Below are 19,947 nucleotides of genomic sequence, written 5' to 3' on the forward strand. Positions count from 1 at the left end.
CACACACACAAACCGTATGGTTGGGTGAACCACACTGGGGGGGTGTGTGATGGTTCTCCCCCCACGTCCCCAAGGCCCCCCGGGGCCGCCCCGGGGCCCCGGGGGGCCCGCCCGTCCACTCGATGAGCTCGTGCGGCAGATCCAGCGCGGCGGCATGGGTGACCAACGAGTCTCCCTGGCCGGCTGGTTGAGCGAGACATAAGACCTCTCGCTCAACCGCCCCGGAGCCTCGTCCGTTCTCACCCCCTACCGACTACCGGGCCGTCACCCGATCCGCGCCCGCCCTGAAAGGGACCAGTGATTTGAAGGCGGGGTCACTCGCGGCTCGGGTGGGCCGGCGTCGGCTCAAAGCCAGCCGTGCCGGGCCGCCTTCAGGCCCGCCTCGAACCTGCTCGTGGCCTGGAGCCGTTCCATCAGGGCCGCCATCTGCCGCCGCACCGTGCGCATCGAAACACCCAGGCGTTTACCCGCGGCCTCGTCCGTCATCCCCGACGCCAAGAGCCTCAGCAGCTCCTGGTCTCCCGGGCTGATCCCGTCCTCCGGCGCCTGCCCGCGCGCCGCGCCCAGCGGAACGGCTGCCTCCCAGGTCTGCTCGAAGAGGGCGACCAGCGTGGCCACGATGCCCGGGGAGGTGGTACAGAGGGCGCCCAGGCGCGAGTTGTCCGGGTCGATCGGAACGAGGGCCGTGGTCCGGTCGAAGATCAGGAGGCGGGCGGGCAGGACGGGGCTGGTGCGGACCTCCCCAGCGCGTTCGGTGGTCCACTGGGCGTAGGCGAGCGTCGCCGGGTCGTTGCGGGCGCTGTCCTGGTAGACGGCGCGCATCCGCACCTGCCGGTTCAGGGCCTGCTCGTCCAGAGACCGTGAAGCCTCCAGGCTCGCCTCGGACTGGGCGCCGCCCGGGATGATCGACAGGCACTCCTCGCGGAGCCGCCGAGTGAGGACCTCCAGACGGCCCTGGATGGCGTCGAGGCCGACGAGGCGTTCGTTGCCGTCCTGGTCGGTCTCGGGGGTCTGGGCGGAGTACTCGGCGATGGCGCGGGCCGCTGCGGCCTTGCCGACCGCAAGGGCATGGTGACGCCTGGCCAGTTCCTCTTCCTGCCGGCGCAGCAGGTGTGCCAGTCCCGCCTCCAGGCTGACGGCGCGGAGCCCGCCGACGGCCTCCCGGGACGGGGTCAGCAGGCCGAGTCCGACCAGCTGGTCAAGTGCTTCCCGCACCCTCGGCTCGGTCGTTCCGGCCCGTGTCGCGAGTTCGGCGACGCCGCCGGGCGCCCTCTCCAGCATCTCCCGGTAGACAGCCTCCGTGTGGGTGTCCAACCCGAACGCTTCCAGCACTGTGCGCCCCCCAGTTCCAAGTCGGTGTCGTCGAGCCCCCTGGTGGCGATCATAATCGTCAGCCTGGGAGGTGGCACCAAGCGGCCTGGCCCATTGGTGACAGCCCGAAACCGTTCCCCGGGGCGGGCCGGACCAGCAGGATGGTGTTCACCGGGACAGCGGGGAGAGCAACTCCCCGGCCCCAGAGCCACAAAGGGTCACATCGGCCCACACCACCATCGACTTCTCTGGGGGACCCCTGTGCTCCGCACTGCTTCCTCGATCGCCACCGCCGCCCTCGCCGCTCTGCTCCTGCTCGCCGTCGCCCCGGCGGCCTCCGCCGCAACCGATGCCAGCGCCCAGGCCGTCTCCGCCATGTCCTCGCAGGTCATCGGGTGGGACTGAGCACGATCCGGGTCGTCATGGCCCGCCTGGAGCCATCGCACGTCAACCCGCCCTCCGGACCGGCCGGACCACTCGTCGAGGACCTGATCTGGGCTCACGCCAGGCCGTCCGATGGCCTTGAGCACCTCACCGTCATGCCGGCCGGGCAGGGGCTGGAGCTCTACTTCTTCGTCCAGGCCGCCTCCCGGGCCGCCACGCTGGCCCAGGTGCGGGCACTGATCGACCGGGTGAGCGGACCGCTCTCCACGCACGGCTTCGCGCTGGACCGCCGCTGATCCCTCGCCCTGGACTCCAGGCGTATCCGCCTGCCATTCGGCGACTTTAATCGCGGACCCACGCCTGGCCGTCTCTTCTTCCCTTCCTGCCCTTCTCATTCCACGGGAGCCGTCATGCCCGGACGCACTCGACGATCGACCTTCACCGCTGTTTCGGCGGTCCTGGCCCTCTGCACCGCAGCCGTGGTGACCGGTTGCGGTGCGGCCGAGACCGGCACGCCCACGGCCGCCGCCTCCAGCACGCTTGTCGGGGCCACGCCCCCTACGGGCAGCGGAGTTGAGACTTCGGCGACCGCGCCGGTGCCAACGGCCGCGCCATCGCCCACGGCGACGCCATCGCCCGAGGCGCCGTCCATGCCGACCCCCACGGTCGGTGGTGTGGTGCAACAGCCGATGCCTACGAAGACTCCTGCCGCTCCCAGGGCGAGCGCCGGAGCGGCTTCCGGCGCGCGACCCGCCATGCCGCCGAGCAACCCGCCGACGACCCCAGAGGGTGCGCGACCAGCTGGCATCGATGCTCAAATCTCTGATCTACCAACAGATTTGAAGGCTGGCGCAGCTCCGGTCGAATTCTCCGTCGCCCTCACCAGCCGCTCCGACAAGGCGATCGCCGCAGTCGCCCCGGCGTTCGAACTCACCGGAAGCGGAGCCCGAAGCACGCTGTTGCGACTCGATTCGACCACCGGTAGCTGGGTGTCGGCGTCGGCGGCCAACACCGGCTCTGCTCCCATCGGGGCGGACCCGAACGCGACGTCGTACGGCATCCCCGCCAAGGGGACGCTGACGATTCGCTACCGGCTGTCACTGGGCGCCGAATCGCGACCTCAGCAGGCACAGGCGTTCTTCTACGTTCTTGACGCCGAGGGCAGGCAGCTGGCGAGTGCCACCCAGCCCATCAGTGTGACGGCCGGCTGATCGCGGGCGCTGTCACCCTTCCCCGACCCACCCAGACCATTCCCCGGTTCAGCTCCATTTTCGCCTATCCGAAAGGGAAAAACATGCAACTGAGCATCAAGCGTCTTGGCTCAATGGGAGTCGCCGCCGCACTGGCCGCAGCGAGCCTGAGCCTCCTCACGGCTGGTGCGGCCCAGGCCGCCACTGCGGACGGAATAGCGAAGACGGCAACCAGTCAGCTCGGCAGCGGCCCCTGCGGAAACGGCGGCAAGGGCTACTACGCTCCGGGCAGCAGTCAGAGTAACTCGTGCAGCGGCCAGGCGTGGTGCGCCGACTTCGCCGGGTGGGTCTGGGCCCAGAACGGTGTGAAGAACCTGGGCGGCCTCAACGACCTCGCCTCCAGCTTCAAGACCTACGCCGACAACTATGACGGCGGGCTGTCCTCGACACCGCACGTCGGTGACGCGGTGTTCTTCCACCCGAACTCCTACAGCGGCTTCGAGTACGACCACGTCGCCATCGTCACCGCGGTCAACTCCGATGGAACGATCGACTGGGTCGGCGGAAACCAGTCTGGCGGCATCGTCTCGCGCAACAGTCACATGCCCGGCAACGTCGGCGCCAACGAGTGGACCAACCACGGCTACTCCGTGAATCTCCAGGGCTTCGCCCGGCCGGTCGGCCTGCAGACCTCCTCGTTGATGCGGCTTGACACGGTGGTGGCGGGCAATGCGTGGGACAACCAGCGGAACACGGATGGTACGTGGACCGGTGCCAGCATGATCGACGGCAATGGGACGATCTCGCAGACGGCGACCGCGGCGCTGGCGGACGGCACGTTTCATGTGCTGACGCTGACCGGTGGGAAGGTGTACGACAACCAGCGCAACCGTGATGGCTCCTGGTCGGGTGCGGGTCTGGTGGACAGCAGTGGTTCCATCACGGCCCTGGCAGCAACCGGGATGGCCGACGGGACGATGCACGTCCAGACCGTGGTCGGCGGCAACGTGTACGAGAACCAGCGCAACCCTGACGGCAGTTGGACGGGTGCGGCGCTGTTGGACGGCAACGGTCACGTGACCGGTCTCGCGGCCGAGGCGCTGACGGACGGAACTCTCCACCTGCAGACGCTGGTATCCGGCAACGTCTACGAGAACCAGCGCAACACGGACGGCACCTGGACCGGCGCGAACCAGCTCGACGGCAACGGTCACGTCACCGCGATGGCGGGTGAGGCGCTGACGGACGGGACCCTCCACCTGCAGACGCTGGTATCCGGCAACGTCTACGAGGACCAGCGCAACACGAACGGCACCTGGACCGGCGCGAACCAGCTCGACGGCAACGGAAACATCACCGCCATCAGCGGTACCGGTCTGGCAGACGGGACTCTCCACCTGCAGACCCTGCTGTGGGGCAACGTCTACGAGAACCAGCGCAACACGAACGGCACCTGGACCGGCGCGAACCAGCTCGACGGCAACGGAAACATCACCGCCATCTCCGCCGCCGGCTTCCTCAAGTAGTCATCGGCAGTTGAACCAGCCGGCCGGGCAGTGGCCTTGGGATCCCGCTCTCGGTTCGGAGTCCAGCATGCCCGCCAGGCAGCTCAGCAGCGCCACAACCGGGCGTGGCGAACGGCACACATCACCCGCCGTCCGCCACGCCCGGCCTGCCTGCCTGCCACCCACTCGGGCCCACCCCTCGGCGACGAGCCGACCGTCGCAAAGCCCCGCCTCTCGACCACGCACAAGGAGATCGAACATTGTCGACCCGACCACGTACGAATCGGCTGAACGCGCTCATAGCACTCGGAGTCACGGTGGTGGCGACCGCCTGTGGGACCGGCGCCGCGCACGCCTCGACCAGCGGCGTGACCAAGACGGTGTCCTACTTGGGATACAACTTCCAGGTCCCCGAGGACTGGTCGGTCGTCGACCTCGCGAGCAACCCCACCACGTGCGTGCGGTTCGACCGGCACGCCGTCTACCTCGGTACACCGGGCACGACGCAGGACTGCCCGAGCCATCCGTCCGGACGCACCGAGGCGCTCCTGATCGAGAGCCGCGGCGATGCCGGCACCGCCGCGGCCACGACGGACGACCCGCTGGCCGGCCAGCTCGAAGCCACCGCGCCACGCATCACGGTCACCGCGCCCTACGACGGCGATCGCGCGCTGGTCCAGGGCGTCCTCCTGAAGGCCGGCCTGGCTCCGGTCGCTGGTGCCGCGCGCCACCCCCAAGCTGTCGCCTCGGCCAGGGCCGATGTCTCGGCCACCTCCCTCGGTGCAGCCGATACCGGCTACACGGGCTACGGCTTCGACACCTGCACCGCGCCGAGTTCGAACACCATGTCGGCCTGGATGAACTCCTCGCCCTACCGCGCCGTGGGGATCTACATCGGCGGTCGACTGGCCTGCCCCCAGACGAATCTGACAGCCGCCTGGGTCCAGCAGCAGGCGGCTGCCGGATGGCGCTTCATGCCGGCCTACGGGGGTGTGCAGGCGAGTTCGATCACGGACCCGGTGCGGCAGGGAACCGCCTCGGCGGACGACGCGATCAACCGGGCCGCCGCCCTCGGCTTCGGCCCGGGCTCAACGCTCTACGACGACATGGAGAACTACCCCCCGGGCTACAGCGGAGCCGTGCTGAGCTACCTGTCCGCCTGGACCGCCGAGCTGCACGCCCGGGGCTACCGGTCCGGCGTCTACTCCAGTGCTTCCTCCGGCATCCAGGACCTGGCCAACAACGTGAACAACTACACCATGCCGGACGCGATCTGGAACGCCCGCTGGAACGGAGTACCGGACACGAACGATCCGGTGGTTCCGTCCTCGTACTGGGCGAACCATCAGCGCATCCACCAGTACCGGGGCGAGGTCACCGAGAACTACGGGGGCGTTTCGATGCAAATCGACGTCAACTACCTAGACGTCAGTTCGGCGCCCGGTGTGCGCTCCTCGTTGATGCGGCTGGACACGGTGGTGGCGGGCAATGTGTGGGACAACCAGCGGAACACGGATGGTACGTGGACCGGTGCCAGCATGATCGACGGCAATGGGACGGTCTCGCAGACGGCGACCGCTGCGCTGGCGGATGGCACGTTTCATGTGCTGACGCTGGCTGGTGGGAAGGTGTACGACAACCAGCGCAGCCGTGATGGCTCCTGGTCGGGTGCGGGTCTGGTGGACGGCAGTGGTTCCGTCACGGCTCTGGCGGCTACGGGCCTGGCTGACGGGACGATGCACGTCCAGACCGTGACCGGCGGCAACGTGTACGAGAACCAGCGCAATCCTGACGGCAGTTGGACGGGTGCGGCGCTGTTGGACGGCAACGGTCACGTGACCGGTCTCGCGGCCGAGGCGCTGACGGACGGAACTCTCCACCTGCAGACGCTGGTATCCGGCAACGTCTACGAGAACCAGCGCAACACGGACGGCACCTGGACCGGCGCGAACCAGCTCGACGGCAACGGTCACGTCACCGCGATGGCGGGTGAGGCGCTGACGGACGGGACCCTCCACCTGCAGACGCTGGTATCCGGCAACGTCTACGAGAACCAGCGCAACACGAACGGCACCTGGACCGGCGCGAACCAGCTCGACGGCAACGGAAACATCACCGCCATCAGCGGTACCGGTCTGGCAGACGGGACTCTCCACCTGCAGACCCTGCTGTGGGGCAACGTCTACGAGAACCAGCGCAACACGAACGGCACCTGGACCGGCGCGAACCAGCTCGACGGCAACGGAAACATCACCGCCATCTCCGCCGGTGCCCTGACCGGCTGAGCATCTTGACGGCATGTGTCGGGGCCCAGCCAATGGGCTCCGGCACATGCGATACCACCCGGCGTCGTCAGTTCCAGGTCGTGTCCCTTGACCTGGTGTAGTGGTTGTGCGTCATTGACCAGCCCACCGGAACGCCCGGTCGGCGAGCGGGTCGCAGCGCGTCTACGCGGGCTTGTGGCCGCCGAGTTCCCGGTACGAGGCCGCGACGGCGAGCATCCAGGCGATCTCCTCGCGCGGGGTGCGGCCTCCGGTGGTGGCGAGGACGGCGGGCTGCGCGGGGGCGGGCAGGTTCCGTGCCCGGTGCTGGACGGCCGTGCGCAGCCAGCGGGCTTCGACCCGGGCGAGGTCCTCGTCCGTGCCGACCGCCACGGTTCCCTCGGGCGCCGGGGTGTCCTCCCGCAGGACCAGCGCCGCGTCCCGGATGGCGAAGGCCCGGTGGGCGAGGTCGACGGAGCGGTCGCCGAAGGTCAGCAGGTCACGCAGTCGGCTGTTCGGGGTGCCGAGCACCACCTGCGGGACGGCTGCGACGACGTCTACCCAGAGCGGGTGGAGCCGCCACAGCGCGTACTGGTCGCGCAGATAGCCGGCCAGGGTCCGGACGGGCGGTATGGCGACACCGAGGACGAACAGGACGATCATCACGGCGGGCAGCAGCTCGCAGACCGGGTCGGTGAGAGGCACCGGCTTTCCGTCCGCGTCGAGCTTTGTCGCGTCGCCGCTGCTCAGGACGAAGTAGACCCGGTAGAGCGTGTACACGAAGCCGGTGGCGCCGGCACTGGCCAGGCACGTGACCCCGACGCGCAGCGGCCCGGGTGGGACGGTCGCGCGGTTGGACCAGAAGATGACGGCCGCCTGAGCGGTGGCCACCGCGAAGACGGTGTTGAACACCGCCAGGTAGAGCTGGACCCCGGGATCGCCGTAGTGTGCGTCGATGCCGAACGCGCCGTCGTAGTCGTGCGGGAGGACGAGGACGAACAGCAGGGTGAGGGCGAGGGCGGCGGCGCCGGTGAACAGCAGCCGGGCGCGGGCGGTGCCGGGCCGATGCGGCCGCTGACGGACGGCCTGCACGTACTCCAGCACGAAGTACGCCGCGACGAGCCCGGCGAGGTGTTTGATCAGCAGCGTCACGTCCCGGATGCCGGTGACGTCCGCCAACGCGGTCGCGACGGCCGCCGGACGGACGGTGAGTGCGACGGCGATCGCGGAGAAGGCACCCCAGATCGAGCGGTTGGCCCGGGTGGTGAAGGCCGAGGGCGTCCGCCACAGCACGACGCCCCAGGCGAGTACGGGCATCAGCCAGGTGAACAGCGGGCGCATCAGTTCTTCCTCCACCGGGGTGGGCGTATCGGGTGCAGAAGGCTCTCGACCAGGAGGCCGGAGGCAGGGCTCGGGTCGGTGGCCGGGCCGGCCAGGTCGGCCAGCAGCAGGGCGATCATCTCGGCCTCCTGCTCGTCGGAGGTGTCGTAGCTGGTCCGGCCCGCTCCCATGACCTCGGCGATCAGCTCCGGCGTCAGGTCGGGCAGCAGCGCGGCCAGCCGGGACAGCTCGAGGGTCCCGGTGTGGCCGCACAGGACGTGGCCGAGTTCATGGAGCTTGATCAGGTCCTGGTGGGCCGGGCTGGTGCGTTCCTCGTAGAAGACGACGTCGATGCTGGGCAGCGCGATCCACAGGCCGCAGGGCAGGTCGGGGCCGAGGGCGGGCAGCGGCTCCAGGGCGATGGGCCGCCCGCGCTCTTGCTCCAGCGAGACACGGAAGCCCTCGACTGTGAACGGGGCGGGCAGGCTCAGGCCGGCGAGTCGCTGCTCGCAGCGTCGGCGCAGGCCGCGCGGAAACGCCATGGGGGCGGGGTCTTCCTTCGAACATCACGGGCGGAAGCAGGTCTCAAGGGGTCAGGTGCCCCACTCATGTCCTGTCGGCCGGGCCCGCCTTCCGCCCTGCGGCGTCCTGTTCGAGCTTCCGGAGGTTGTCGGCGAGGGTGAGGAGCACTCGCAGGCTGCCGTCCGAGAGCGCGGAGGCGCGTTGGACGAGACTGACCACCTCGTCCTTCCCGAGGGCCTGCCGCAGTCCGCCGATCTTTTCCAACTGATCGAGCTGCCCATCCACCACGCCGGCAACGGCATCGTCCAGGAAGTAGCTCGCACCGGCGCTGATTCCGAAGCCCCGGCCCAGCCAGTCGAGCGTCTCCACGGTGGGGTTGGAGGCCTGGCCCTTCTGGTTCAGGCCGAGGTGGAGGTTGCGGATCGTGTCCCGGGAGATCACGTCCCGGCCCGCCAGCCGGTTGATCCGGTCGGCGAGCTCCCGATAGGCCGGAGGACGTCCCCCCGACCGGGCCGCCTCCCGGGCCATGAGCCGCTCCAGCCGACGGGCGATCGCCGAGGCGCGGTCCATCGAGTGGTTCGGCCCACCCGGTCCGTCGGTTGCCTCTGCCTTCACCTCTATGTCCCTCTCCTCGGGCCCTGCCACGATACCGCCCAGCGTTCCCGCTCGGCGGTGGCGGTAGCAGGACCCGACGCGGTCAGCGTGTGGGTTGAGCCCGTCTCGCTGTCACCGACCATCAGCCATCGCCGGGATCCGCTCCGACGACTTCCCAGCCAACCACTGAAGTCTCCGGGCGGCTCCGCGTGCCACGCGGAGCCGCCCGTCCACTCGGTGAGCGCGTGCGGCAGATCCAGCGCGGCAGGACGGGTGACCAACGAGCCTCCCTGGCCGACTGGTTGAGGCGCGAGACAGCTCGCTCAGCCGCCCGGGAGCCTCGTTCGTTCTCACCCCCTACCGACTACCGGGCCGTCACCCGATCCGTGCCCACCCCGAAAGAGCCCAGTTCTTCGAAGTTCGCGACCAGGTCGGCAGGGGACGGGAGGGCGTCGATCTCCGCCTTCATGGCCGCGGCCGACTTCCGCAGGGCACCGTCCGTGACCAGCCGGTCGAGCAGGGCGGTGTCGACGGCGTCCAGGCTGGAGGCCAGCGCGAAGCCGTTGGCCTGCCCGGCGGCGGCGTTGGCGAAGTTGTCGGCGCCCTGGGGGAGGATCAGCTGGGGGACGCCCAGCGAGGCGGCGGTCATCATGCTGCCCGAGCCGCCGTGGTGGACGACGCCGTCGCTGGCTTGGAGCAGCTGGCTCAGCGGCACCCATGGCAGCGGCCGGACGTTGCCGGGCAGCGTACCGAGCGGCGTGAGGTCCTCGTCGCCGACGGCGAGCAGGATCTCGGCGTCGAGCGCCCCTGCCTGCTCGATCAGCCGGGAGATGGGCGCGATGCCCTCCCACTCGGTGAACACCGTGCCCAGCGTCACCGCGATCCGTGGCCTGGTGCCGCGCCCGATCAGGTCGGCGGGGATCGTCCCGCCGCCGTTGTACGGGACGTACCTCACGCGCCAGCCCCCGCCGTCCCCGCCGAGCGAAGCCGGCACGACGTCCAGGACGGTGGCCGGAGCGGTCGCCTCGACCCCGTGTGCGCGGTAGTCGTCGGCGAGCAGTCGGCGCAGGCGAGCGGCCGCCCCGCCCGAGGTCACGCCGAAGTTGTGCGCCACGGCGGGTATGCCGAGTTTGGCCGCCACCAGCGGCGCGGCGCCCTGGAAGGACTCGTGCACGATGATGTCCGGCCGCCAGCCCTCCGCGACCTTCAGCAGGCCGTCGATGGTCGACCGGCTGAACTCGGCGAAGCCGAGGGCGCTCAGTTCATTCGTCTGCTCCTCCGTCCGCTCCTGGTCGGCGAAGCGGACGTCCTCCGGGAGGGCGCGGGCGAAGGCCTCCCTGAGGGTGCTGCCGTCGCCGACCTCGACGACGGGCAGTCCGGTGTTGCGCAGGCTCGCGATCGGGGACTGACCGGCGAACAGGACCTCGTGGCCGGCCGCCCGCAGGGCCAGCGCGGTGGGGATCACGGGGAAGATGTGGCCGACCGCCCCGGGGGCGGTGAACAGGACTCGCACAGTGGTCCTCCTGAAAATGGTTGCTCTTGGTCACACGTGATCGAGGTGCTGGGAGGTGGGACCGTCCGCGGTCGGCTGGGTCGGGAGATCCGGTTTTCCGTCCACCGGTCTCCGCCGCGTACGGCTGTCCTGCGCACTGCTCCGTGCCGCGCGCGGGACATCCGGGTCCACCTCGATGTCGGCTGTGGCCACGTCGCCCCTGTCGAGCCGGTGAATTGCCCCCCGAAGGTCACTGTGCGGATGAGCCTGCCACGGCCCGCCCCGGCCGGGCACTTGTGCCTTTTGACAGATGTTCACCTCATGGACGGTCGGCTTTCTTTTTGCTTGACATGGGTCGCGCCCCTTGAAATGCGGTCGCGCCTGTGTGCTAACGGTCATGCGCTGCGCGGCAGTTCGCCGTGATCACGCCCGCCCGGGCGGCGCCGAGCGCGCACCGAGCACCCCCCAACAGCCTCCAAGCGGCCCCCGGGCGACCTCCCAGCCGGCACCCAGCCGGCGCCCAGCGGCCTCCCAGCCTCTAACCCCCCTCTCATCTCCCCCACCTAGCCTCCGCGCATGAACGTCTCCCTGCTCGACGGCTGGTTCCCCTGGACGGTCCAGGCCGCGGCCCTCGCCCTGTTCCTGACCGCGGTGGGCTGGCGGGACCGGACCTGGCAGCGCAAATGGGGGCCGATCGCGCTCGGGACGGCGCTGGCGATCACCGCCCTCCTCGCCGTCGGCGTGCTCACCCTGGCCGGGATCACCGATCCGATCCCGTTCGGCGTGTGGCTGTGGAGCGGGGTGGCGATCGCCGCGTTCAGCGTGCTGGGCTTCGGCTGGCGGGGCGCGAAGTGGTGGCGGCGGGCCCTGGTGGCGCCGACCGCCGTGCTGGCGCTGTTCTGCGCCGCGAACAGCGTGAACATCGCCACCGGCTACTACCCGACGATCAACGACGCGATCGGCGAGCTCAGCGGCCAGCCGCTGCCGGACCAGATCACCCTGGCCGATCTCGCCAAGATCCACGGCAAGACCAGGACCGGCCGCATCGTCCAGGTCGACATCCCGGACACCGCGAGCGGCTTCACCCACCGCCAGGAGCTGGTCTACCTCCCGCCCGCCTGGTTCCGCAGCCAGAACCGGCCCAAGCTGCCGGTGCTGGAGATGATCGGCGGCGAGTTCGCGGCGCCCGACAACTGGATCCGCTCCGGCAACGCGGTGAAGACCGCCGACGAGTTCGCCGCCAAGCACAACGGCTTCACCCCGATCCTGGTCTTCGTGGACGCCACCGGCGGCTTCCGGGTGGACACCGAGTGCGTGGACGGCCCGCACGGCAACTCCGAGAGCCACCTGGTCAAGGACGTCCCGCCGTTCGTCCAGAAGACCTTCAACGCGGCCACCGACCCGCACAAATGGGGCGTGGCCGGCTGGTCGATGGGTGGCACCTGCGCCCTCGACCTGGTCGTCGAGCACCCCAACCTCTTCACCCACTTCGGCGACTTCTCCGGCGACAAGGGCCCGTACATCGGGGACAAGGACCACACCGTCCAGGAGCTGTACGGCGGCGACGCCGCGGCCTGGGCGGCCCACGACCCGCTGACCGTGCTCGCCCACCACCCCAAGTACCAGGGCGTCTCCGGCTACTTCGGCCAGGGCGACGAGGAGCACGGCCAGATCGAGTCCGCCAAGGCCCTGGAGGCGGCCGCCAAGAAGGACGGCATCCGCACCACCAGCTCCGTCGGCTCCGGCAAGCACTCCTGGCAGACCGGCGCCGCCACCTTCACCCAGGCCCTGCCCTGGCTCGCCCAGCAGCTCGGCGTCCCGGGGACCCACCCGTAGCGGACGGCCGTCCCCGGCGGCCCCTCCCCCGTAACGGCCGGGTCCGGATTCCGTCCGGATTCCGTCCCGGCCGGACGCGCACCGCGCACCCTCCGCGTACGGCCCGGATACGCATCGTGGATGGGACCGCACCCGCCCGCCACCAGGGAAAGCCTTGGTGTCGGGCGCCCCGGCGCACCCGGCGGGCACCGTCCCGACCGGGCACGACCCACCGCGAAACCGGGCGCCCGGCACGGAGATCCACCGCACCGGGCGGGGTCCGACCAGGGCGGTGGAACCTCGCGGCCCTCCCCCACCACCCATCGCTTCCGCCACGCCCGCACACATGTTCACCACCAGCCCGCTGCAACTGCCGCAGTCCCCCGACCCCCCGGAGAAATCCCGCTTTGCTCCCGGCGCCCCTGTGTCATAGGTTTCGTCCGCCGTCGACGCAGCACCTGCTCTGAACGTCCCTCAGACCAGTGGTGGGCTGCGGAGCCAGGGGGCCGGACGGCAGCACGAAACGGGGGAGGAACAGCCATGCCGAGTGCCCGCAGCCACGGGTCGACCGGTCGGCGAGGACGGACGGTCGACGCACCTCCGCACCAGGCCCCGACCCACGACACCGGACACCCGAGGATTCGTCAGTTGCGCAGCATTCGACTGGCCACCGCCACCGCCGCCGCCCTGCTCTGCGCGGGCGCCCTGAGCGCCTGCGGCCCGGACAACAGCGGCCAGGACGGCGGCAAGACCGCCGCCCCCGCGCCGACCGGCGCCACCGCGGCGCCCACCGGGGGCGGCACCGCCAAGCCCACCACCGGCGCGAGCAAGCCCGCCACCGACGGTGCCGACACCATCCCGGCCAAGGCCTGGATGGACACCAAGAGCATCCCGATGGACGAGACCTACCACTACGCCCCGCTGGCGGCCAACGCCAAGCCGGTCAGCGGCGCGGTCGCGTTCAAGGGCATGGAGCTGTGCCACACCGCGGCCGACAAGGACCAGGAGGGGCCGCTCACCGGCGTCGCCGCGAAGTCCTCGGTCGGCTTCGGCGGCGACCGCTGGACCGCCCAGCAGACCCTGCTGGTGCACGGCGACCCGACCCACAGCAGCGGCACCAAGCAGCTGACCAACCTGGCGAAGGGGTACCTGACGGACGCGCTCAAGGCCTGCGCCAAGACCGCGCCCGGCGCGACGGTGAAGGTCAACAGCGCCCAGGACGCGCCCTACTTCGCCGCGGTGCTCACCATCCCGCAGCAGGACGGCTCCACCGCCACCCTGCACGAGTACGTCACCACCGACGGCGGGTGGGTCAGCGAGCTGTCGGTCTGGGCGACCACCAAGGCGGGCGCCCAGCCCAAGGACGCCTGGAAGGGCCCGGAGGACAAGTACGTCGCCACCGGCATGTCGGCGCCGCTGTGCGAGGCCTTCCCGGGCTGCGACGGGCACCAGTAACACCTGCCGCACCGCGGCAGGCACCCACAGACGGCCGCCAGGCCCGTCCGGCACAGGGGACCGGACGGGCCTGGCGGCACACTTTCACACGCGCGGCGTGCTCACAGCCCCAGGCGGCTGAGCGCCGTGGTCCAGTCGCTGGCGATCGCGCTGCGGGCGGCCGCCAGGGTCACTCTGTGGCCGCACACCGCGGTCTTGAGCTTGTTCTCGACCGAGTCCTTGCTCTGCGCCGGCTGGCTGCCGTAGCGCGGCTCGGGCCACAGGTTGCGCGGGTCGCGCGGCGCGCCGCCGAGCTCCAGCGGGACGAAGTGGTCCTCCTCGTAGTCCGCCGGGTTGGTGTCCGCGTAGCCGTACTGCGCGATCTGCTGCGTCTTCAGCGCGTTGGTGTAGCTGGCCGGCGGGCGCACGGTGGCGGTCCAGCCGGAGACGCAGATGGTCGAGCCGATGGTGGCCTGGGTGACCGCCGGGTTGTACGCACCCGGCGTGCAGGACGGATCGGGCAGCGGCAGGTACGCCCGCGAGCAACTCGCGGCGGACGTACCGGACTTGACCGGCTTGTGGTTCGCCGGAGCGGCGGCCTGCGCGGTACCGGCGGCGAGCCCGGCGGTGGTGAGGGCGGCCGCCGCGGCGACGACGGCAAGACGCTGACGGAACATCATGTGGCGCTCTCCAGGGGGCCGGCCCGGCCGAACGCCGGGCGACTGTGCCCATGACAGCACCACCTGAGCGACCACGGTCAGGCCCGGGATGTGAACGTGCGGTGGCCACCTCTCCACATCCGCACGGGCGTTGCCCGACCGACGGCACTACGGAACCGCGCGTGGACACGGTGGCGGGCTTCCCGGCACCGACCGGGCAACGGGCGGCGGCAGTCCGAGCGCCCTACCCGACCAGCAGCCGCGCCAGCAGCGCCGCCGGCCCCTCCGGCAGGCTGCCGTGCACCAGTTCGGTGCGGTGCACCAGCCGCGGAACGGCGATCGGCGCGCACGCGATACCGGGCGCCCGCGCCACCACCGCCTCGGGCAGCAGGGTGAGCCCGTGGCCGGCGGCGACCAGGGCGAGCAGCCCGTGCACGTCGGTGCCCCGGTAGCGGGTGGCGGGCCGGAAGCCGTCCGTCCCGGCGGCCGCGCGCAGCCGGGCCGCGGTCGGGGTGAGGTCGGGGGCGTCGAGCCAGCGCGCGGCCGACAGGTCGGCGAGTGCGACGCCGGTGCGGCCGGCCAGCGGGTGGCCGACCGGCAGAACGACCGCGACCGGCTGCTCGTCCACCGCGACGGTGGTCAGCGGGCCGACCTCGGGCAGCGGCAGCGGGTCGCTGGGTGCGGCCAGACCGTCGATCAGCGCGAGGTCGACCTCGCCGGTGGCGACCTGAGCGGGCAGCACGTCCTGGGCGAGCACCCGGACGACGGGCTCGACACTCGGATACGCCCGGCGCACCTCGCCGAGCGCGCGCCCCAGCTCCGCCCCGACCGCCAGCGGGGTGGCGCCGAGCACAAGCCGGGCGCCGGGGGCACCGGCCAGGCGTGCGACGTCGGCGCGCGCCGCCTCCAGCCGGACCAGCAGCGGGGTGGCGTGCTCCAGCAGCCGCCGCCCGGCCTCGGTCGGGCCGACCGGGCGGCGGACCAGCAGGGCGGCGCCGAGGTCCGCCTCCAGCGCGGCGATCTGCTGGGAGACCGCGGACTGGGTGTAGCCGAGCTCGCGGGCCGCCTCGGAGAAGGAGGCGAGACGGGCGACGGTGACGAAGGTGCGCAGCTGCTGCGGATCCACGGCGGTCATCAACCGATCTGATCGATACGTAAGAAATCATCGTTGGCGCTGATCTCAGATTGGGGGTCAGGATAGCCGCATGACCTACCTGACCCCGCGGGTCGCCCTGGTCGGCGACCGCTCCCCCGCCGTCCGCTCGCACGCCCGCATCCCCGGCCTGCTCGACGCCCTCGCCGAACAGGACCAACTCGTCCTGGACGCCTACTGGATCCCCACCGAGGACGCCGGGGCACCGGGCGCGCTCGACGGCTTCGACGCCGTGTGGCTGCTGCCCGGCAGCCCGTACCGCAGCGAGGCCGGCGCCCTGGCCGCCGTGCGCACCGCCCGCGAGCGCGGCATCCCCTTCCTCGGCACCTGCGGCGGGTTCCAGCACGCGGTGCTGGAGTACGCGCGCGACGTCTGCGGCATCACCGACGCCGTCCACGGCGAGGAGCACCCCGACCTCGACCAGCAGGTGATCGTCCCGCTCAGCTGCTCCCTGGTCGGCCACGAGGGCGCCGTCGAGATCACCCCCGGCACCCTGGCCGAGCGCGCCCTGGGCGCCACCCGTACCCAGGAGCGCTACCACTGCGCCTACGGCCTCAACACCGACTACCTGGACCGGCTGCGCGCCCACGGACTGCGTTTCAGCGGCGCGGACGAGTCCGGCCAGGTCCGGGTGCTGGAGCTGCCGGAGCACCCGTTCTTCCTGGCCTCGCTGTTCCAGCCCGAGCTGTCCGGCGACGGCACCCGGGCCCACCCGATGATCCGCGCCCTGGCCGCGGCCGCCGTCGCCCACGCGGCGGGTGCCGAGCGGGCGCTCGCGGACACCGAGGGGGCGCGCGTGGGTGCCTAGCGGGTGCTCGCGGGTACCGGGGAGACGGGGACAGCTGACAGCCACCCCGAACGCGCCGGTGGCCGACGCCCACGGGGGTGGTGTCGGCCACCGGCGTTCGCCCGCCACCGCGTCGGCGACGGCTCACCGGGCGAGCGGGCGCTCGTCCGAGCGACGGTCACATCGGCAGCGAGCGCAGCCGTACCGGCCCCTCCGGCCAGCCGGCGTCCTCCGCCAGGGGGCGCCACATGGTGCGCAGCGGCATCACCGCGAGCCGCCCCTCGGGCTGCTCGACGGTCACCTCCTCGGCCACCTCGCGGAAGCCGAGCCCCCGGTAGAACGCGGCCAGCGGCGGTCGGCAGAACAGCAGCGCGTACCGGAAGCCGAGCGAGCGCCCGTGGTCGAGGGCGGCCCCGACCACGGCCTGGGCGAGGCCGCCGCCGCGCCGGTCGGGGGCGACGCAGACGCCGCCGACGCCGATCGCCGCCAGGTCGACGCCGCCCACGGTCAGCGGCAGCGGCAGCAGCCCGGTGTGGGCGACGAGCCGGCCGTCGGCGGCCCGGATGCCGAAGTGGATCTCCTTGGGCAGGAAGGTCAGCCCGGTGTACGCGACGCCGTACGGGTCCTCACCGGGGCCGAGGATCTCCTGCTGCTCGGCGCGGGAGTACTGATCGAGCGGGACCACGGTCGGCGGCTCGGAAGAAAGACGATCATCCATCACTCCATGGTCCATTCCCCGCAAACCCCGTTCCAGTCCCCTCCCGACCACCCGTTCGATCACATGACCGGACACCCGCCAGGGCACACCGTCCGACCCGGATCCCGTCACCAACCGGCCACCCGATCCGATGATCGTCCCGCACCGCCCCGGGTATGGAAGCATTCCCCTCATGCGCCAGCCCTCCGACCAGCCGGCCGTCGACCTCACCGCACCGCTGCCCGGTCCGCCGCTGCGCCTGCCCCGCCCGGTCCGGACCTTCGCGCCGACCGCCGTGGTGCTGCTGGTCCTCGTCCCGCTCGCCGCGCAGGACCCGGACGTCGGCCCGACCACCTCCCCGCACGTCAACGCGAGCCTGATGGCCTTCGGCGCCCTCGCCCTCGCGTTCCGCCGCCGCTACCCGGCGGCCACCGCGACGGTCACCCTGCTGAGCGGCCAGCTCCCGCTCGCCGTCGCCCTGTACGGGCTGGCCGCGCGGCGCGGCGCCAACCCGCTGCTGTACGCCCTGGCGGCGCTCTCCGAGCTGCGGCTGCTGATCCCCTTCGACCTCGGGGACGTCAGCACCCCGTCCGCACTGGCCAATCTGGTCGAAGACCCGATGGTCTTCGGCGCCGTCCCGCTCGCCCTCGGGCTCACCGCCCACCAGCGCGCCCGTACGGTGAGCATGCTCGCCGAGCGGAACCGGCTGCTGACGGAGGCCCGCGAGCACGCCGAGGAGCGCGCCGCGGCCGCCGAACGCGCCCGGCTGGCGCGGGAGATGCACGACGTGGTGTCCAACCGGGTCTCGCTGATCACCCTGCACGCCGGCGCCGGGCAGATCGCCCAGGCCGACGACCCGGCCGCCGTCCGGGAGACCCTCGGCCTGATCCGCGCCCTCGGGCTGCAGGCGCTCACCGAACTGCGCGGCCTGCTCGGGGTGCTGGCCCCGGCCTCCGACCAGGCGCCCTCGCTGGGCGGCCTGCCCACCCTGGTCGAGGAGTCCCGGCAGGCCGGGCTGGCGGTGGGTCTGACACTCACCGGCCCGGACGAGGGGCTGCCCGCGCCCGGACCGGCGGTGCAGTACGCGGCCTACCGGATCGTCCAGGAGGCCCTGACCAACGCCCACAAGCACGCCCCGGCGGCCGAGGTGGCCGTCACGGTCGAGGTCGCCCCGGACGGGCTGCGCCTGACGGTGGTCAACTCCCCCGCCGGACCGGCCGGTACGGGCCCCGGCCTGCCCTCCGGCGGGCACGGCCTGGACGGCATGCGCACCCGCGCCGACGACCTCGGCGGCACCCTGCACGCCGGGCCGACGCCCGAGGGCGGCTTCGCCGTCCGGGCCCGACTGCCGCTCAGCACGGCCTGAGCCCGGCACCGTCCGAGCCCCGGCACGGCCTGAGCCTCACTGCCGCTGGAGCCCCGGCACGGCCTGAACCCAGGGCGTGTCCTAGGCTGCGGCGCGCTTCGCCAGCTCCGCCCACACCTCGTCGACCCGCGCCGAAAGCGCCTCCAGCGGCCCGCCGTTGTCGATCACCAGGTCGGCGATCGCCAGCCGGCCCTCCCGGGTGGCCTGCGCGGCCATCCGGGCCCGGGCCTCCTGCTCGGCCATCCCGCGCAGCCGCACCAGCCGGTCCAGCCGCACCTCGTCGGCGGCGTCCACCACCACGACCAGGTCGAACAACGGCGCCAGCCCGTTCTCGGCCAGCAGCGGCACGTCGTGCACCACCACCGCGTCCGGCGCGGCCGCCGCCTCCAGCTCGGCGGAGCGGGCCCGCACCAGCGGATGGACGATCGCGTTCAGCGCCTGGAGCCGCTCCGGGTCGCCGAACACGACCGCCCCGAGGGCCGGGCGGTCCAGCGTGCCGTCCTCGCGCAGCACCTGCGGGCCGAACTCGGCGACCACGGCCGCCAGACCGTCCGTCCCGGGGGCGACCACCTCGCGGGCGATCAGGTCGGAGTCCACGATCACCGCGCCACGCGCGGCGAACAGCCGGGACACCTCGCTCTTGCCCGCGCCGATGCCACCCGTCAGTCCGATCTTCAGCATGGCGTCAGGCTACCGGTGGCCGCACGGGCCCGTCAGTACCGGCCCGGCAGCTCAAGCCCGCCACCCGCAACCCCTCGACCGGCGTCCCTCAGCCCAGCTCCAGGCTCTCCTTCTCGCCGAGCACGGTCAGCTCCGCGCCGGTGCCCGGCCCGTCCGGCCCGAGCAGCCGGGTGGCCACCATGTGCCCGATCGGGCTGAGCGTCGCCTCGTGGACCGGCACCGCCACGCGCGGGCCCGCCTCCCGGACGTAGTCGACCACCTCGCCGGCCTTGCTCCACGGCGCCGCGAGCGGCAGCAGCAGGGTGTCCACGGCGTGCGGCGGCACGGTGAAGGCGTCGCCGGGGTGGAAGAGCCGGCCGTCGAAGAGGAAGCCGATGTTCCTCACCCGCGGGACGTCCGGATGGATCTCCGCGTGCCACTCGCCGTGCACCGAGACGCCGAGCCCGGCGATCTCGAAGGCGTCGCCCTCGCCGACCGCGGTGACCCGCTGCCCGACGCCCTCCAGCTGGGCGGCGACGATGCTGTTGGTCCACACCCGCAGGGCCGGGTGGGCCTCCAGCGCGGCGCGCAGCCGGGACTCCTCGAAGTGGTCCATGTGCTCGTGGGTGATCAGGACGGCGTCCGCCCCGGCCAGTGCGGCGGGGTCGGTGAAGGCCCCCGGGTCGACGACGACGGTGGTGGTGTCGTGCTCGATGCGTACGCAGGCGTGTCCGAACTTGGTGATTCGCATGGCCAAAACCATACAGCATGACTGTACAGTTTTGCTGTTGAAATTC

General features: G+C 71.8%; 20 protein-coding genes. 9 read left to right on the forward strand and 11 right to left on the reverse strand.

Going from position 1 to position 19,947, the window contains the following annotated elements; translation table 11 throughout:
* Positions 1–345: 345 nt before the first annotated feature.
* Positions 346–1,314, reverse strand: a complete 969-nt coding sequence (locus ACGF12_RS31640) for a LuxR C-terminal-related transcriptional regulator (RefSeq protein ID WP_393037668.1) — start codon at positions 1,312–1,314, stop codon at positions 346–348.
* Between the two features lie 258 nt (positions 1,315–1,572).
* On the opposite strand from ACGF12_RS31640, the gene ACGF12_RS31645 reads away from it, so the two are divergent.
* Both ACGF12_RS31645 and ACGF12_RS31650 read left to right on the forward strand, forming a co-directional pair.
* Positions 1,573–1,716: a hypothetical protein gene (locus ACGF12_RS31645; protein ID WP_393037670.1), complete on the forward strand. Its 144-nt coding sequence runs from the start codon at positions 1,573–1,575 to the stop codon at positions 1,714–1,716.
* A complete protein-coding gene (locus tag ACGF12_RS31650) occupies positions 1,707–1,991 on the forward strand; it encodes a hypothetical protein (protein WP_393037672.1) in 285 nt (94 codons plus the stop codon). The genes ACGF12_RS31645 and ACGF12_RS31650 overlap by 10 nt, the downstream gene beginning before the upstream one ends.
* A gap of 95 nt (positions 1,992–2,086) precedes the next feature.
* Here the strand turns inward: ACGF12_RS31650 and ACGF12_RS31655 are convergent, their stop codons facing one another.
* Entirely contained in the window at positions 2,087–2,347 is a 261-nt protein-coding gene (locus ACGF12_RS31655; RefSeq protein ID WP_393037674.1) for a hypothetical protein, read from the reverse strand.
* Positions 2,348–2,534: 187 nt separating this feature from the next.
* On the opposite strand from ACGF12_RS31655, the gene ACGF12_RS31660 reads away from it, so the two are divergent.
* The 3 genes from ACGF12_RS31660 to ACGF12_RS31670 all read left to right on the forward strand — a co-directional run bounded on the left by ACGF12_RS31660 (position 2,535) and on the right by ACGF12_RS31670 (position 6,675).
* The gene (locus tag ACGF12_RS31660; protein WP_393037676.1) at positions 2,535–2,906 is read left to right on the forward strand and encodes a hypothetical protein; all 372 of its coding nucleotides are present in this window, start codon (positions 2,535–2,537) and stop codon (positions 2,904–2,906) included.
* Between the two features lie 83 nt (positions 2,907–2,989).
* Positions 2,990–4,411, forward strand: coding sequence for a CHAP domain-containing protein (locus tag ACGF12_RS31665; protein ID WP_393037679.1), 1,422 nt, complete (start codon positions 2,990–2,992; stop codon positions 4,409–4,411).
* Positions 4,412–4,515: 104 nt separating this feature from the next.
* Entirely contained in the window at positions 4,516–6,675 is a 2,160-nt protein-coding gene (locus tag ACGF12_RS31670; protein WP_393037683.1) for a glycoside hydrolase domain-containing protein, read from the forward strand.
* Positions 6,676–6,837: 162 nt separating this feature from the next.
* Here ACGF12_RS31670 and ACGF12_RS31675 read toward each other — a convergent pair whose 3' ends face one another.
* The 4 genes from ACGF12_RS31675 to ACGF12_RS31690 form a co-directional block, all read right to left on the reverse strand.
* Entirely contained in the window at positions 6,838–8,007 is a 1,170-nt protein-coding gene (locus ACGF12_RS31675) for an MAB_1171c family putative transporter (RefSeq protein ID WP_393037686.1), read from the reverse strand.
* A complete protein-coding gene (locus tag ACGF12_RS31680; RefSeq protein ID WP_393037689.1) occupies positions 7,992–8,513 on the reverse strand; it encodes a hypothetical protein in 522 nt (173 codons plus the stop codon). The genes ACGF12_RS31675 and ACGF12_RS31680 overlap by 16 nt, the downstream gene beginning before the upstream one ends.
* A 64-nt stretch (positions 8,514–8,577) precedes the next feature.
* Positions 8,578–9,108: a hypothetical protein gene (locus tag ACGF12_RS31685; protein ID WP_393037692.1), complete on the reverse strand. Its 531-nt coding sequence runs from the start codon at positions 9,106–9,108 to the stop codon at positions 8,578–8,580.
* Between the two features lie 343 nt (positions 9,109–9,451).
* Positions 9,452–10,600 carry a nucleotide disphospho-sugar-binding domain-containing protein gene (locus ACGF12_RS31690; RefSeq protein ID WP_393037695.1) on the reverse strand — a complete coding sequence of 383 codons (1,149 nt, stop codon included), beginning with the start codon at positions 10,598–10,600 and terminating at the stop codon, positions 9,452–9,454.
* A gap of 555 nt (positions 10,601–11,155) precedes the next feature.
* Between ACGF12_RS31690 and ACGF12_RS31695 the strand changes: the two genes are divergently transcribed.
* Complete coding sequence (locus tag ACGF12_RS31695) at positions 11,156–12,415, forward strand: alpha/beta hydrolase-fold protein (RefSeq protein WP_393037698.1); 1,260 nt, start codon at positions 11,156–11,158, stop codon at positions 12,413–12,415.
* A gap of 627 nt (positions 12,416–13,042) precedes the next feature.
* Positions 13,043–13,849, forward strand: coding sequence for a hypothetical protein (locus ACGF12_RS31700; protein WP_393037701.1), 807 nt, complete (start codon positions 13,043–13,045; stop codon positions 13,847–13,849).
* Between the two features lie 101 nt (positions 13,850–13,950).
* Here ACGF12_RS31700 and ACGF12_RS31705 read toward each other — a convergent pair whose 3' ends face one another.
* Positions 13,951–14,508 carry a hypothetical protein gene (locus ACGF12_RS31705; RefSeq protein WP_393037704.1) on the reverse strand — a complete coding sequence of 186 codons (558 nt, stop codon included), beginning with the start codon at positions 14,506–14,508 and terminating at the stop codon, positions 13,951–13,953.
* A 223-nt stretch (positions 14,509–14,731) separates the two neighbouring features.
* A complete protein-coding gene (locus tag ACGF12_RS31710; RefSeq protein WP_393037707.1) occupies positions 14,732–15,622 on the reverse strand; it encodes a LysR family transcriptional regulator in 891 nt (296 codons plus the stop codon).
* Between the two features lie 70 nt (positions 15,623–15,692).
* Between ACGF12_RS31710 and ACGF12_RS31715 the strand changes: the two genes are divergently transcribed.
* Positions 15,693–16,448, forward strand: a complete 756-nt coding sequence (locus tag ACGF12_RS31715) for a hypothetical protein (RefSeq protein ID WP_393037710.1) — start codon at positions 15,693–15,695, stop codon at positions 16,446–16,448.
* Between the two features lie 157 nt (positions 16,449–16,605).
* Here ACGF12_RS31715 and ACGF12_RS31720 read toward each other — a convergent pair whose 3' ends face one another.
* Positions 16,606–17,145 (reverse strand): GNAT family N-acetyltransferase, encoded by a 540-nt coding sequence (locus ACGF12_RS31720; RefSeq protein ID WP_393037712.1) that lies wholly within the window; start codon positions 17,143–17,145, stop codon positions 16,606–16,608.
* Positions 17,146–17,317: 172 nt separating this feature from the next.
* Between ACGF12_RS31720 and ACGF12_RS31725 the strand changes: the two genes are divergently transcribed.
* On the forward strand, positions 17,318–18,490 hold the full coding sequence (locus ACGF12_RS31725; protein ID WP_393037715.1) for a sensor histidine kinase: 1,173 nt from the start codon (positions 17,318–17,320) through the stop codon (positions 18,488–18,490).
* Between the two features lie 81 nt (positions 18,491–18,571).
* Here the strand turns inward: ACGF12_RS31725 and coaE are convergent, their stop codons facing one another.
* Complete coding sequence (gene coaE / locus ACGF12_RS31730) at positions 18,572–19,171, reverse strand: dephospho-CoA kinase (RefSeq protein WP_393037718.1); 600 nt, start codon at positions 19,169–19,171, stop codon at positions 18,572–18,574.
* A gap of 88 nt (positions 19,172–19,259) precedes the next feature.
* Entirely contained in the window at positions 19,260–19,901 is a 642-nt protein-coding gene (locus ACGF12_RS31735; RefSeq protein WP_393037721.1) for an MBL fold metallo-hydrolase, read from the reverse strand.
* Positions 19,902–19,947: the final 46 nt, after the last annotated feature.

It is taken from the genome of Kitasatospora sp. NPDC048296 (genome assembly GCF_043201815.1).
GTDB lineage: Bacteria > Actinomycetota > Actinomycetes > Streptomycetales > Streptomycetaceae > Kitasatospora.